Annotated in this window: 14 protein-coding genes; 7 read left to right on the forward strand and 7 right to left on the reverse strand. The window is 73.3% G+C overall.

Going from position 1 to position 13,786, the window contains the following annotated elements; genetic code table 11:
- Positions 1–48 precede the first annotated feature (48 nt).
- From ACZ42X_RS05770 to ACZ42X_RS05780, 3 genes are all read right to left on the reverse strand, one after another.
- Complete coding sequence (locus ACZ42X_RS05770; RefSeq protein ID WP_468284662.1) at positions 49–1,203, reverse strand: HAMP domain-containing sensor histidine kinase; 1,155 nt, start codon at positions 1,201–1,203, stop codon at positions 49–51.
- Positions 1,200–1,937, reverse strand: coding sequence for a response regulator transcription factor (locus ACZ42X_RS05775; protein ID WP_355366417.1), 738 nt, complete (start codon positions 1,935–1,937; stop codon positions 1,200–1,202). Before ACZ42X_RS05775 ends, ACZ42X_RS05770 begins: the two co-directional genes overlap by 4 nt.
- A 97-nt stretch (positions 1,938–2,034) precedes the next feature.
- A complete protein-coding gene (locus ACZ42X_RS05780) occupies positions 2,035–2,709 on the reverse strand; it encodes a spermidine synthase family protein (RefSeq protein WP_468284665.1) in 675 nt (224 codons plus the stop codon).
- Positions 2,710–2,997: 288 nt separating this feature from the next.
- On the opposite strand from ACZ42X_RS05780, the gene ACZ42X_RS05785 reads away from it, so the two are divergent.
- Positions 2,998–3,750, forward strand: a complete 753-nt coding sequence (locus ACZ42X_RS05785) for a rhomboid-like protein (RefSeq protein WP_468285610.1) — start codon at positions 2,998–3,000, stop codon at positions 3,748–3,750.
- A gap of 152 nt (positions 3,751–3,902) precedes the next feature.
- Positions 3,903–4,487, forward strand: coding sequence for a hypothetical protein (locus tag ACZ42X_RS05790; RefSeq protein WP_468284667.1), 585 nt, complete (start codon positions 3,903–3,905; stop codon positions 4,485–4,487).
- 82 nt (positions 4,488–4,569) lie between these two features.
- Here ACZ42X_RS05790 and ACZ42X_RS05795 read toward each other — a convergent pair whose 3' ends face one another.
- Both ACZ42X_RS05795 and ACZ42X_RS05800 read right to left on the reverse strand, forming a co-directional pair.
- Positions 4,570–5,055 carry a YfbM family protein gene (locus tag ACZ42X_RS05795; protein WP_468284669.1) on the reverse strand — a complete coding sequence of 162 codons (486 nt, stop codon included), beginning with the start codon at positions 5,053–5,055 and terminating at the stop codon, positions 4,570–4,572.
- Entirely contained in the window at positions 5,052–5,501 is a 450-nt protein-coding gene (locus ACZ42X_RS05800) for a DUF4259 domain-containing protein (RefSeq protein ID WP_468284671.1), read from the reverse strand. The genes ACZ42X_RS05795 and ACZ42X_RS05800 overlap by 4 nt, the downstream gene beginning before the upstream one ends.
- A gap of 185 nt (positions 5,502–5,686) precedes the next feature.
- Here ACZ42X_RS05800 and lon point away from each other — a divergent pair, with 185 nt between their 5' ends.
- Entirely contained in the window at positions 5,687–8,107 is a 2,421-nt protein-coding gene (gene lon, locus ACZ42X_RS05805; protein ID WP_468284673.1) for an endopeptidase La, read from the forward strand.
- 195 nt (positions 8,108–8,302) lie between these two features.
- On the forward strand, positions 8,303–8,773 hold the full coding sequence (locus ACZ42X_RS05810; RefSeq protein ID WP_468284675.1) for a MarR family winged helix-turn-helix transcriptional regulator: 471 nt from the start codon (positions 8,303–8,305) through the stop codon (positions 8,771–8,773).
- A 19-nt stretch (positions 8,774–8,792) separates the two neighbouring features.
- On the opposite strand, the gene pdxR is transcribed toward ACZ42X_RS05810, so the two are convergent.
- Positions 8,793–10,361, reverse strand: a complete 1,569-nt coding sequence (gene pdxR / locus ACZ42X_RS05815) for a MocR-like pyridoxine biosynthesis transcription factor PdxR (RefSeq protein ID WP_468284677.1) — start codon at positions 10,359–10,361, stop codon at positions 8,793–8,795.
- 28 nt (positions 10,362–10,389) lie between these two features.
- Here pdxR and ACZ42X_RS05820 point away from each other — a divergent pair, with 28 nt between their 5' ends.
- Genes ACZ42X_RS05820 through ACZ42X_RS05830 form a run of 3 tightly spaced genes read left to right on the forward strand, consistent with a single transcriptional unit; the run spans position 10,390 to position 12,725 of the window.
- Complete coding sequence (locus ACZ42X_RS05820; protein ID WP_468284679.1) at positions 10,390–11,001, forward strand: LysE family translocator; 612 nt, start codon at positions 10,390–10,392, stop codon at positions 10,999–11,001.
- Positions 11,002–11,025: 24 nt separating this feature from the next.
- The gene (locus ACZ42X_RS05825) at positions 11,026–11,754 is read left to right on the forward strand and encodes a B3/B4 domain-containing protein (RefSeq protein WP_468284681.1); all 729 of its coding nucleotides are present in this window, start codon (positions 11,026–11,028) and stop codon (positions 11,752–11,754) included.
- Between the two features lie 47 nt (positions 11,755–11,801).
- Positions 11,802–12,725, forward strand: a complete 924-nt coding sequence (locus ACZ42X_RS05830; RefSeq protein WP_468284683.1) for a hypothetical protein — start codon at positions 11,802–11,804, stop codon at positions 12,723–12,725.
- Between the two features lie 55 nt (positions 12,726–12,780).
- On the opposite strand, the gene ACZ42X_RS05835 is transcribed toward ACZ42X_RS05830, so the two are convergent.
- Entirely contained in the window at positions 12,781–13,599 is an 819-nt protein-coding gene (locus ACZ42X_RS05835) for a hypothetical protein (protein WP_468284685.1), read from the reverse strand.
- Positions 13,600–13,786: the final 187 nt, after the last annotated feature.

Genomic DNA, 13,786 nt, shown 5'->3' on the forward strand with positions numbered 1-13,786 from the left:
TCCCGCACACGTCCACGCAGAACCCGTGCTTCCGGTTCGAACCCTACGTCAATTACGTGGCTGCGGGATCCCCGGAAGAGTGACCTGAATCCGGCACCCACGTGCGGATTCGGCCACTCCGATGCGGCCGCCGTGCAGATCCACGGCCCAGCGGGCGATCGCCAGCCCCAGACCCGTACCGCCGTCGCCGCCGGGGCCGTGCGGGGAGGCGACGCTGCCGCGGTTGAACCGCTCGAAGACCTTGTGTCGCTCCGACTCCGGAATGCCCGGACCCTCGTCCACGACCTCCAGGTCGAGCGACTCCGGCTGCGGCCCGCGCCGGGCCCGTACCGTCACCCGCCCGTGCGGCGGCGAGTGCTTCACGGCGTTGTCGATCAGGTTCGCGACGACCTGGTGCAGCCGCTCGGCGTCCGCGTGCGCGGTCAGCTCCGGCGGCGAGACGTCCAGGTGCAGGTGCACGTCCTTGCGGGTGTGGTTGCCGGAGCCGGAGCTCAGGGCGCGCTGCGAAGCGGCCAGGTTGGCCTCCTTCAGGACGCCCGAGAGGTACGGCCACACCTCGAAGCGCCGCGACCGGAGCGGTACGACACCGTTGTCGAGCCGTGACAGATCCAGCAGCGTCTCGACCAGCCGGCCCAGCCGCTCCGTCTGCTTCAGCGCCGTCCGCATCGTCTCCGGATCGGCCGCCGACACCCCGTCCACGACGTTCTCCAGCACCGCGCGCAGCGCCGCGATGGGAGTGCGCAACTCGTGCGAGACGTTGGCGACCAGCTCCTTGCGGTGCCGGTCCACCGCCTCCAGGTCGTCCGCCATGCGGTTGATCGTGGAGGCCAGGTCGCCCAGCTCGTCGCGGCGGTCGGCGCCGCGCACCCGGCGGGTGTAGTCGCCGTGGGAGATCGACTTCGCGACCGTGTTCATCTCGTCCAGCGGCGCGGTGAGGCCGTGCGCCACGAACTGGGTGATCAGCAGCGTGGCTATCACCGAGAAGACGGTGATGAAGCGCAGCTCGGTCTCGGTGCGCAGGGCCACCATCAGCAGCCCGGTCGTGATGAAGACCGAGACGACGACGAGCGTGCCCAGCTTGGTCTTGATCGAGATCGTGACCGGCCGGAGCCGCAGCCGCGAGCGGAGCCGGCTCCCGAGCCGCGGGCGCGGCCGGGAGCCGGGCCGGGGGTGCGAGCCCGGCCGCGCTGGCCGCCGGCTCATGGCGCCGGGGTCTCCAGCGCGTACCCGACACCGTGGACCGTACGGATGCGCTCCGCGCCGATCTTGCGGCGCAGCGCCTTGATGTGGCTGTCCACGGTCCGGGTGCCGGAGGCGTCCGCCCAGTCCCACACCTCGGCGAGCAGCTGCTCGCGCGAGAGCACCGCGCGCGGCGTGTTGGCCAGGCAGACCAGCAGGTCGAACTCGGTCGGGGTCAGGTGCACGTCGTCACCCTTCACCCGGACCCGGCGCTGCGCGTGGTCGATCTCCAGCTCGCCGAGGCGGAGGATGCCGCTACGCGGCGTCACCGCGGCCAGCGCCGCCCGCTCGACCCGGCGCAGCAGGACGTGCACCCGGGCCGCCAGCTCCCGCATCGAGAACGGCTTGGTCATGTAGTCGTCCGCCCCGACCCCGAGCCCGACCAGCATGTCGGTCTCGTCGTCGCGGGCGGTGAGCATCAGTACCGGTACCGGCCGCTGGGCCTGCACCCGGCGGCACACCTCCAGGCCGTCGAAGCCCGGAAGCATGACGTCGAGGACCATCAGGTCCGGCTGCCAGGCCTCGGCGGCGTCCACGGCCGCCGGGCCGTCCGTCGCCGTCTGCACCAGGAAGCCCTCGGCCCGCAGTCGGGCGGAGATGGCCTCGACGATGGTGGTGTCGTCCTCGACGACCAGCACGCGGCGCTGGGCACCCGGCGTGACCGCCGTACCGGTGTTGCTGGTGTGTGTCTGCTCCATCGCCCCGCCCCTGTTCGCATACGTCTCGCATACGTCGCGAACCGCGTGTAGATCCGTGTGTCAGGCCAGCAGCCTAAAGGCACCGACCGGCTCCCGGCTACGCAGGGCGAACGGCGAGGTGGACCACGTCCGGTACGCCCCGGGCAACGGGGATTTCTTCGGTTCTTACCCCGCTGAATCCGGCATTCCGCAATGACTCTTCGAAATCGGCGGACGGCTGCGCGGACCAGACGGCCAGGATTCCGCCGGGGTTGAGGCGGGCCGCGCAGGCCGCCAGACCGGCCGGCGCGTACAGACCGTCGTTGTCCTCGGTGACGGTCCAGTCCGGCCCGTTGTCGATGTCCAGGCAGAGTGCGTCGTACGTGTCCGGCGAGGTGCGGACGTACTCGACCAGGTCGGTGTGGATCAGGACCGTACGGGGATCGGCGAGCGCCGCGCCCGAGATCGCCGCGAGCGGCCCCTCGCGGTGCCAGTCGATGATCGCCTGCTCCCGCTCGACGACCGCGATGCGGCCCCAGGCGGGGTTCGCGGCGGCGTGGGCGAGGGAGAAGCCGACGCCGAGGCCGCCGATGAGGACGGAGGCACCCGGGCGCTCCCCGTGCGCCTGGAGCGCGGCGAGCGCCGCGTCGACGAGCAGCCGCTCCGAGCGGCCGTCGGAGGTGTCCATCAGGAAGGTGCCGTTGGCGATGATCTCGAAGTGGTCGTCGCCGCGCCGGCGCAGCACCACTTCGCCGTACGGGCCTTCGCGTCGGTCGAGCGTCGTGACAGCCATGGGGCCAGGTTAGTGAGTCGGGGGCGGCGGCGGGGGAAGTCCCGCCCCAGGTCAGGGACTTGGAGCGGGCCGCGGCGCCGGTGTGACCCACATCATGGACGGCCGGTTGATGATCGCCTCGGCTGATGGGGCAAGGTGTGGTCGGGGGAGTGTCCAGGGGGTTGGTCGAGGAGAGGCGAAAGGCGGCCCGCGGTGCACCGGCTCAAGGCGGCGCGCGAGACGGACGACGGCGGCGTGGCCGCGCGGCTCGCAGGCGAGGGGCTTGCGGGCGATCGGCTTCCCGGCGGCATGTACGCGGACGACGGGTTCGCGCGGGGTGAGTTGCTCCGCGGCATTCCGCGCCAGCGCACAGCCGCCACCCGCGATGCGGCCGCGCCGGCTCTCCGTAAGCAGCAGCGGTGGTGGCGCGGCGCCGGCCGGCTGCTGCCCACGCCCACCGGTACGCCCTTCACCTTCTGTTACGCCCTCGTCCTCGTCGCCACCTCCCTCTTCGCCGAGTACGGCGACCCCGGCACCGTCTCGGCGCTGCTGCACGGCTCCAGCACGGACGTCGCCCACCTCTCCCGGACGCCGCTGCTCGTGCTGGCCGCGAGCGCGCTGTGGGTCGCGGGCGGGCTCTTCTCGCCGTACGCCATCGGCTTCGTCTTCGTACTCACCGCGCTGGAGCGCCGCATCGGGGCCTGGCGGGCCGCCGCCGTGTTCCTGGTGGGGCACGTGGTGGCGACGCTGGCCACCGAGATCCCGGTGGCCCTGTCGGTCCTGGCGGGCCATCTGCCCCACACGTCCCTGCACCGCCTCGACTACGGCATCAGCTTCGGCCTGATGGCGAGCGTCGGCGCACTGGCCGGACTGCTGACCCCGGTGGCGCGCGCCGTCGTGCTGGCGTGGGTGTCCGTGATGCTGCTCCACGACCTGCTGGCGCTCGAGGACCCCCTCACCAACTGGGGCCACCCACTGGCGCTGTTGGTCGGCGTCGGCGGATGGCCCCTGGTGCGGCGGGCGGCCCGGCGCGGGCCGGCGCGGCCGGGGCCCCGATTCTGACGAAACCCCTGGTGGGGACGGGTGCTGGCGTCGATGACGTGATCAGATGGCGCGATAGTGTGACAAATAGTGCATAAGTCATCACGCGGTGTTTCACTGACGCCGAGGCTGCCGCTCCGGCGCCCTCCGCGCACGAAAAGAGAGAACACAGCATGAAGATCACGAGCAGCACCCTGACGCGCCTGGCCGTTCCGGCCCTGCTCGCGGGGATGGCCTTGCCGCTGGCCGTCGCCACGCCCGCGGCAGCGCAGACGGGCTCCACGGTCGCCCGCAACGGCGCGCACGTCGCCGTCAGGGCGAACGCCGCAGTGAGCGCCAACAACGTCGCCATCTTCCTCCACGGAGGACGGCTGTACGTCCAGGACCGGAGCGGGGTCTTCGCCGCAGGGTGCCAGCGGGTGGCCCCGCCGCCTGCGCCGCGCAACCAGTGGCCCACGGCCGACTGCGGTACGGGGGTCACCCGTATCACCGTCGACGTCCGCGGCGGCAGCGACAACGTGGACGTGGATCTCAACGTGACGGCGACCACCACCGTCGACACCGACAACGGGCCCAACGACACGGTCAGGACGGGCAGCGGCGCCGACACGATCAGCGTGCGGGACGGTTCGCCCGGCGATAACGTGCCCCGCTGCGGACCGGGTGCCGACACCGTTTTCGCGGACCGAGGTGACAACATCACCACCAGCCAGGACGAGCGGTTCAAGTGCGAATACGTCTTCTACGAGGACTTCTGAGCCTGGGCTCCCGGCCCGGGGCGTGGCGGCCGCGCTTCCCCGTGCGGCGCCCGCGCCCCGGGCCGTACCCGTGTCACGCCCCCTACGAGATCCAGACCAGCACCGCGTCGCCCGCCTCCGCCGCCTCGCGGAAGAAGGGCCGCAGCGCCTCGTAGTGGAGGACCACGTTGTCCAGGGGTTCGCCGCGCTCCCAGATCATGGCCGGGTAGACCTGCTCCCGCGCCAGGTCCGCCGGGCCGACGCCGGCCGTCAGGCGGCCGCCCTCCGTCGCCGCCAGGACCTCGGCGGCCGTCCGGACCTGGTCCGGAGTCAGATAGCGGGGCGGTCCGTACCCCCAGTCCTCGTCCCACGGCACCGCCTGCTCGCCGTGCACGACGTCGACGGGGAAGCCGGCGCGTCGCGTGAGGAAGCGGACGGCGTCCCACGCCTTGTCGGTGCTGTGGCACCGCGCGTCGCCCGGTCCCGCGTCGAGAAGTTCGTCGACGAACCCCCTCGCCCAGGCGGGGTCGACGAGGGCACGCTCCAGCTCGGCGGGGGACAGTCGGACGTATGTTCCCATCATGCTCATGGGCGGATGCTAGGCGGGACCACTGACAAAGCGAGCTGTTCGCCGGGCGGTGGGGGGAGGAGCGTGTTCCGCATGCGCTCGATGCACCTGCGCCAGGGCGCGCCGTCCCGCCCCGCCCAGAGCTCCAGCAACTCGGACGGCTCCGACACGACCCGGTCCAGGGCTTCGAGGGCGAGGCTGCGCAGCGGTGTGAGGTCGGGGAGAGGTTTCTCCGGGCCGTAGACCGGGTCGGCGGGTTCTCCGCCGGGGCACTGCGCGGCGACCAGGGCGGCCGCGGCGACGGCCGTGTCGGCCACGTCCGCGTCCAGTTGGCCGGTGGTGTCGGCGGCGCGGAGGAGGGCGCCGCGGATCAGGCCCTCGCGCTCGTCCTCCGCCGCCTCGTCGAGGTCGCCGGCGAAGTCCGCGGCGGTGTCGCTGTCGAAGGGTCCGGTGCCCCAGGTGCCCATGCGGCTCTCCCGTGTGTGGTGCTGTGTGTGGTGGTGTCCGCGCATGGTGGCAGGCGCCTCTGACAACTCCGGGCTCCCGCAACGTCGCGCAGGTGATCGCTGACAGCGAACGCGAACCGGGGAACACCCGGCGGCTGGCAAGCATTGAGTGGGTACAGCTCAACTTGACTGCCGAAGGGGAGATCATGGCTTCGTCGTCCACACCGCTCACCTTGCCCGTGCTGCCGCTCGATGACGAGGTCGTCCTGCCGGGAATGGTGGTGCCCCTGGACCTCACCGACAGTGAGGTGCGCGCCGCCGTCGAGGCCGCTCAGGCCGCGGCCCGGACCGAGGGGGACGCGAAGGGCAAGCCGAAGGTGCTGCTGGTGCCGCGTATCGACGGCACGTACGCCGGTATCGGCGTCCTGGGCACGGTCGAGCAGGTGGGCCGGCTCTCCGACGGTGACCCCGGCGCGCTCATCCGCGGCCGGCACCGGATCAAGATCGGTGCCGGGACGACCGGACCGGGCGCCGCCCTGTGGGTCGAGGGCGCGCAGGTCGACGAGAAGGTCCCGGATCCGCTGCCCGGCGCGGTCACCGAGCTCGTCAAGGAGTACAAGGCCCTCGCCACCAGCTGGCTGAAGAAGCGCGGCGCCTGGCAGGTCGTGGACCGCGTCCAGCAGATCGACGGGGTGTCCGCCCTCGCGGACAACTCCGGCTACTCGCCCTTCCTGACCATCGCTCAGAAGGTGGAGCTGCTGGAGACCGAGGACCCGGTCGCCCGGCTGAGGCTCGCCACCGAGCAGCTGCGCGAGCACCTCGCCGAGCAGGACGTCGCCGAGTCCATCGCGAAGGACGTCCAGGAGGGCGTCGACAAGCAGCAGCGCGAGTTCCTGCTGCGCCGTCAGCTCGAAGCCGTGCGCAAGGAGCTGCGCGAGCTCAACGGCGACTCCGGGGACGGCGACGAGGCCGACGACTACCGGACCCGGGTCGAGGCCGCCGACCTCCCCGAGAAGGTGCGCGAGGCGGCACTGAAGGAGGTCGCCAAGCTGGAGCGGTCCTCGGACCAGTCGCCCGAGGGCTCCTGGATCCGCACCTGGCTGGACACGGTCCTCGAGATGCCGTGGAACGAACGCACCGAGGACCAGTACGACATCAAGGGCGCGAAGGAGACGCTGGACGCCGAGCACGCGGGCCTGGAGGACGTGAAGGAGCGGATCACCGAGTACCTCGCGGTGCGCAAGCGGCGCACCGACCGCGGCATGGGCGTCGTGGGCGGGCGGCGCGGGGGCGCGGTGCTGGCGCTGGTGGGGCCGCCGGGTGTCGGAAAGACCTCGTTGGGCGAGTCGGTCGCGCACGCGATGGGCCGGAAGTTCGTGCGCGTCGCCCTCGGCGGCGTACGCGACGAGGCGGAGATCCGCGGCCACCGGCGTACGTACGTGGGCGCGCTGCCGGGCCGGATCGTACGGGCCGTCAAGGAGGCCGGGTCCATGAACCCGGTGGTGCTGCTCGACGAGATCGACAAGGTGGGCTCCGACTTCCGCGGCGACCCGGCGGCGGCGCTGCTGGAGGTGCTGGACCCGGCCCAGAACCACACGTTCCGCGACCACTACCTGGAGGTCGAGCTCGACCTGAGCGACGTCGTCTTCCTGGCCACGGCCAACGTCCTGGAGGCCATCCCGGAGGCGCTGGCCGACCGCATGGAGATCGTCCGCCTCGACGGCTACACCGAGGACGAGAAGATCGTCATCGCCCGCGACCACCTGCTTCCGCGCCAGCTGGAGCGGGCGGGCATCGAGGCGGGAGAGGTCGCCATCGACGAGCCGGCGCTGCGGAGGCTGGCCGGCGAGTACACGCGTGAGGCGGGCGTACGGAACCTGGAGCGGTCGATCGCGCGGCTGCTGCGGAAGGTCGCCGCGCAGCACGAGCTCGGTGAGCGGGAGCTGCCCTTCACGATCGGCGAGGGCGATCTGCGCGGGCTCATCGGGCGGCCGCACCACGTGCCCGAGTCGGCCCAGGACCCGGCCGAGCGCCGCACGGCCGTGCCGGGCGTGGCGACGGGTCTCGCGGTCACCGGCGCGGGCGGCGACGTGCTGTTCGTCGAGGCGTCCCTGGCCGACCCGGAGACGGGCGCGGCCGGCCTGACCCTGACCGGCCAGCTCGGCGACGTCATGAAGGAGTCCGCGCAGATCGCGCTGAGCTTCCTGCGCTCGCACGGCGCCGAGCTCGAACTGCCGGTCACGGGCCTGAAGGACCGGGGCGTGCACATCCACTTCCCGGCGGGCGCGGTCCCGAAGGACGGCCCGAGCGCGGGCATCACCATGACGACGGCGCTCGCCTCCCTGCTGAGCGGCCGCCTGGTCCGCACGGACGTCGCCATGACGGGTGAGGTCTCGCTGACCGGGCGCGTCCTGCCCATCGGCGGCGTCAAGCAGAAGCTGCTGGCCGCCCACCGGGCCGGGATCACGACCGTGATCATCCCCAAGCGGAACGAGGCCGACCTGGACGACGTCCCGGCCGAGATCCTCGACAAGCTGGAAGTCCACCCGGTGACGGACGTCCGCCAGGTGCTGGAGCTCGCCCTCTCCCCGGCGACCTCGGAGGTCCCGGTGGAGGCGGCGGCCTGACCCCACCCGGCACCGAGGGCCCGCTCGCCGTACCCCGGCGAGCGGGCCCTCGGCTGCGGCGCGGAGAACGCGGTGCGGAGGAGGAGCCGGGGACCGCCGTTGGTCTGCGCCTGCGAAATACTGTGCACGCTGCGGCGACGCCCTGCCGCCCGGAGAAACCTTCAGACTCAGTAGGCAAGCGCGAGGGGTGCTGACGTGCACGGAAGCGGTACGGGAAGCGAAACGGGAGCGGACCAGGAGTTCCTGGCTCTCGAACGGGAACTGTCCGTCTTCCTGCGCCGTGCCCGCGCCCAGTCCGGTGAGATGGCCCGCGAGGTCCACCCGGAGCTGGAGCCCGCCGCGTACGGGCTGCTCGTACGCCTCGACGCCACCGGCAGCCAGCGCGCCACCGACCTCGCCGCGTACTTCGGCGTCGGCAAGGCGACCATGAGCCGCCAGCTGCGCGCCCTGGAGGAGCTGGGCCTGGTCGCCCGCGAGCCCGACCCCGGCGACGGCCGCGCCTCGCTCGTACGCCTCACCGACGAGGGGCGCGCCCGCTTCCGCCACGTGCGCGACGCCCGCCGCGCCCGCTACCGCCGCAAGCTCGCCGGCTGGGACCGCGCCGAGGTCGCCGAGCTCGCCCGGCTGCTGCACCAGCTGAACGCGGGCGGCGAGGAGGCGCCGTAGCCCTGCGGGGCGGCGGCCGTCAGGCCAGCTCGCGCAGGGCCGCGCCGATGAGCGCGACGCCCTCGCCGATCGCGGTGGGCGTCCCGGCGGCGTAACCGAGGACCAGCCCCGGCGGCCCGGGCGACTGGCGGTGCCAGGACAGCGGCTGCGTCTTCACGCCGCGCGCCAGCGCCGCGGCCGCCAGCTCCGTGTCCGCGAAACGGCCCTCGAACGTGACCGTCAGATGCAGGCCCGCCGCCGCGCCGTGGACCACCGCACCCGGCAGGTGCGCCCCGATCGCGGCCATCATCGCGTCCCGGCGCTGCCGGTGCCGGCGGCGCAGCAGACGCAGGTGCCGCTCCATCGCGCCCGACTCCATCAGGCGGGCCAGCACCAGCTGGGGCAGGACGGCGTTCCCCAGGTCCGCGAACCGCTTGGCGTCCACGAGGGCGTCCCGGTACGCCGGCGGCGGCACCATCCAGCCGATCCGCAGCGCGGGGGCGAGCAGCTTGGAGACGCTGCCGGCGTAGCAGACGTGGTCCGGCAGCACCGACCGCAGCGCCGGGACCGGCGGCCGGTCGTAGCGGTGTTCCGCGTCGTAGTCGTCCTCGACGATCAGGCCCCCCGTGCCGGTCGCCCACCCCATGAGCTCCCGGCGCCGTGCCCCGCTGAGCACCACCCCCGTGGGGAACTGGTGCGCCGGGGTCAGCAGCACCGCCGCCGCGCCCGTCGCGCGCAGCGCGTCCACGCGTACGCCCTCGCCGTCGACCGGCACCGGCGGCGTCCGGAGCCGCCGGTCCGCCAGGTGCTGGCGGGCGCCGAGCGCCCCCGGGTCCTCCACCGCCATGGCCGTGACGCCGTCCCGGTCGCGCAGCACCTCGGCGATCAGGCCGAACGCCTGCGCGGTGCCGGAGGTGATGACCACCTCGTCCGGATGCGCCCTGAACCCCCGGTTCCGGGCGAGCCAGTCGGCCACCGCCCGCCGCAGCTCCGGCGCGCCCCGGGGGTCGCCGTACCCGAGGTCGGACGCGGACAGCTCGTGCAGCACGGCCCGCTCGGCGCGCAGCCACGCCGTGCGCGGGAACGCGGCGAGGTCCGGCACACCGGGCGCCAGGTTGATCCGCGCGGGCGCGGCCCGGAGCGCGTCGAAGACGCCGGCGGTGGGGGCGGAGGTGAACAGCCCTGCGGACAGCCCTGGGGACAGTCCTTCGGGCAGCCCTGCGGACAGCCCCTCCGCGGGGGCCGGTGACGGAACCGGCGCGGGGGGCCGCGCGGTGGTGGCCGGCGGCCGGGTCGGCGGCGGCAGGACCGGGGACGCGACCACGATCGTCCCGCCCCGCCGGCGGCCCACCACGTGACCGTCCTCCGTCAGGCGCTGGTACGCCTCCGTCACCAGCCCGCGCGAGACGCGCAGTTCCGCCGCGAGCACGCGTGTCGCGGGCAGGCGGCTGCCGACCGGCAGGCTGCCGTCCGCTATCGCGCGGCGCAGCCGGTCGGCCAGCCAGGCGGACCTCCCGCCCACCGGGGCCTCGGCGAGGTTCAGTTGGAGGAAGTCCGCCCCGGCGGCCGTTATGGACCGGCCGGAAGCATCACCATTGGACCTGGGCACCCGGCCATTGTGGCGCGAGGGTTGAGCCATGAACACCGAGTTCCTGCTGACGTCGCTGGTCGTCGTCGCCACCCCCGGCACCGGCGTCCTCTACACGGTCGCGGCCGGCCTGTCCCGCGGCACCCGCGCCGCCGCCGTCGCGGCGGTCGGCTGCACGCTCGGGACCCTGCCGCACATGGCCGCCGCCCTCACCGGCCTCGCCGCGCTGCTGCACACCAGCGCCCTGGCCTTCCGGATCCTCACCTACCTGGGCGTCGCCTACCTCCTCTTCATGGCGTGGAGCACCCTGCGCGACAAGGAGGCGTTCACGGTGGAGGACCGGCACCGGGACGCGCCGCCGTCGGCCGCGCGGGTCATCGTCTCCGGGGTGCTGGTCAATCTGCTCAACCCCAAGCTGACCCTCTTCTTCTTCGCCTTCCTGCCGCAGTTCGTCACGCCGGGGGAGCCCGGCGCGCTGCCCCGCATGGTGCAGCTCAGCGCCGCCTTCATGGCGCTCACCTTCGTCGTCTTCCTCGCCTACGGGCGGTTCGCCGCCGCCATGCGCAGCCGCGTCCTGACCCGGCCCCGCGTCCTGACCCGGCTGCGCCGGGTCTTCGCGGGTGCCTTCGCGGCCCTCGGCGCCCGCCTCGCCTTCCTCTGACGAAAGTCTGAAACGGAGCCCTTCATGTACGTCCAGCACGCGAGCGCGCTCTGGCGGGACTTCCCCGAGCTCGCACCTGCCGTGATCCACGCCGAGGGCATCACGCCCGATGTCACCGTGGAGGACCGGGTGGCCGCGTACACCGCGCGGGCGGCGGACCGGCTCGCGGCCGCCTCCGGCGGCGAGGGGCGGCTGCCGGAGATCCAGGCCTGGCGACGCGCCTTCTCCCGGATGGGGCTTAGGCCGACGCAGTACCGCTGTGCCTCCGAGTCGCTGCTGCGGCGGCTGCGCAAGGACGGCTCCCTGCCCCGGATCCACCCCCTCATCGACCTCTGCAACGCCGTGTCCGTCGCGTACGCCATCCCCGTCGGCGTCTTCGACGTCTCCGCGCTCGCGCTGCCGCTTCAGGTGCGGTACGCGCACGGCGACGAGACGTACGTGACGTTCGGCGGCGAGAAGGAGAACCCGGCGCCCGGCGAAGTGGTCTTCGCGGACCGGGAGGGACAGGTGCACGCCCGGCGCTGGACCAACCGGCAGAGCGGCGCGTCCGCCGTGCGGGAGGAGACGAGCCGCGTCCTCATCGTCGCCGAGGCGATGCACGAGACGGGCACCGAGGACGTACGGCGCCTCGCCGAGACGCTCGCCGGCGAGTTGGTTGCGCTGTGGAACGCGACCCCGAGGACGGGGCTCCCGACCCGGACGGACCCGCGCTTCGAACTTCCGCGCCCCGCTGAGTTTTTGCAAACTCCATAACCGGTCGCCGGTGGTCGGAATCGCTGCCTCCCGTCCATCATCGACCGATGATCAAGAAAGCGCTGAGCGCGGCCCTCGCGGGCGCCGCGCTCCTCACCCCCACCGCTCACGCCACCACCCACGCCACCCCCCACGCCGCTGGCTGGCAGCGCGTGGGCCACGACATCACCAGCGGCATCAGCGGCATCGCCGTCGACTCCACCCGCCGCGACGGCACGGCGGAACTGCTCGCGGTGCGCGACAACAAGGAGCCCGGCGAGAACCGGCTCGTCGCCCTGAGCTACCGCCCGGGCGCCCAGCCCCGGCAGCGTCCGGTGGCCTGGGTCGGCGAGCCCGCCGTGGACCTGGAGGCCATCGACGGCGTCCCGGGCCGGCCGCACGAGTACGTCGCGCTCGCCAGCGACGGCACGGCGTACCGCATCCACTGGGAGGGCGACACCGCCCGGGTGCTGGCGGCGTTCCCCCTGCCCGGCGTCTCCCCGGACGACAACTACGAGGGCTTCGCCCTCACCGCCGCCCGGAACGGCACGATCATCGCCGTCTGGGCCGACCGGGGGCAGGACGAGCGTCCCGCCACCCTCTTCGCGGCAGAGTGGAACCCGGCCGGGAACGCCTTCGGCACGCCGGCCTCCGTCGCGTTCCGCGTCCCGTACCCGGCGCACGACGTGCGGCACATATCCGACGTCGAGGTGTCCGCCACCGGCCGCATCACCGTCTCGTCCGCGTCCGACCCGGGCGACGACGGCCCGTTCGACTCCGCCCTCTTCGACGCGGGCCGCGTGACCGCGTCCCCGGGCGGCGACGACCGGGTCCACCTGGCCGTCCACCGCTCCCCGCGCCGGCTCGCCACCTTCCCGGGCCACAAGATCGAGGCCCTCGCGTGCCTGCCGCACTCCCGCAAGGGGGTCGTCGCCACGGACGACGAGAACGAGGGCGGGTACGTCGCCGCCGCGGAGTTCTGCCGCCCGTGACCCCTACGCGTGAGTGAGGTGCCGCCGCCCTTGCCGTCCCAGGGGCGGCCATGCCTCACGGCTCCACGGATCCGAGCCCCACGGATCCGAGCTCCTCGGATCCGAGCTCCACGAACACCGCCGTCGCGTCGTCGTGCCGCTTCCCGCGCCGCGGCGGATACGTACGCTCCAGCTCCCGTACGCGGGCGATCAGGCCACGCGGGCCCTCCTTGCGGAGCACCGCGAAGCAGGCCTCCCAGTCGCCCGCGCCGAACACCTCCGTCCAGCGGGTGGCCCCGTCCGTCAGGGCCGCGAGCGCCCGCACCCCGCCCAGGGGCGTACGGCCCGTCACCGCCCGGGCCGCCACGGAAGGGTCGGCGGCCGCGGTGAAGAAGCCGCCCTCCCGGTTGCGCACGGTCGCGTCGGCGATCGCGTTCGAGGCGAGCGAACCGGGCGGCAGCCGGTCCAGCCGGTCGTCCACCACCGCCCGCACCGACCCGTCCCAGCCCTCCAGCAACAGTACGGAGTCGGAGAGCACCAGATAGTCGACGGCCTCCGCGTCCCAACGCGCCACGACCACCGTCGCCTGAGGCGTACGGACGTGAGAAAGGTCACACGTGTCGCGGTGGGCGTCCGCGGTGCGCCGGATTGCCTCCGACAGGACAGTGGTCAGCGCCATGTCCGGCCGCGAAGCGGACAGTTCGGTCAGCGTGCCACCGAGGCGGGCCGTGAACCACGGGACCGGATGCACACAACCGACCGCGCTCGGCGGTGGCGTCACCCCGTCCAGTACGACCGCCACGCCACCCCGCCCGGACGCCGGTACGGCCACGGAAGCCCAGTCCTCGTTGGGGCGTTCCCGGTCGCCCGGGACGGAGGAGATCTCGGTGTGCATGGCGCCCAGTCTGCCGGACCGCACACGACTCCTTCACAGGGCCCACAAGGGCTGCGAAGTGGCCTGGACCAGTGGGCCCGCGCTGCTTGAGCGGATGCGGTACGCGTGGAATGCCGGACTCCGGGAAGGTGCGGGCGCGCATCCTGCCAAAGCCCGCGCCGAAGATCCAGCCCGGTGCGCACACGGC

This window comes from Streptomyces sp. NPDC030862 (assembly GCF_055571835.1).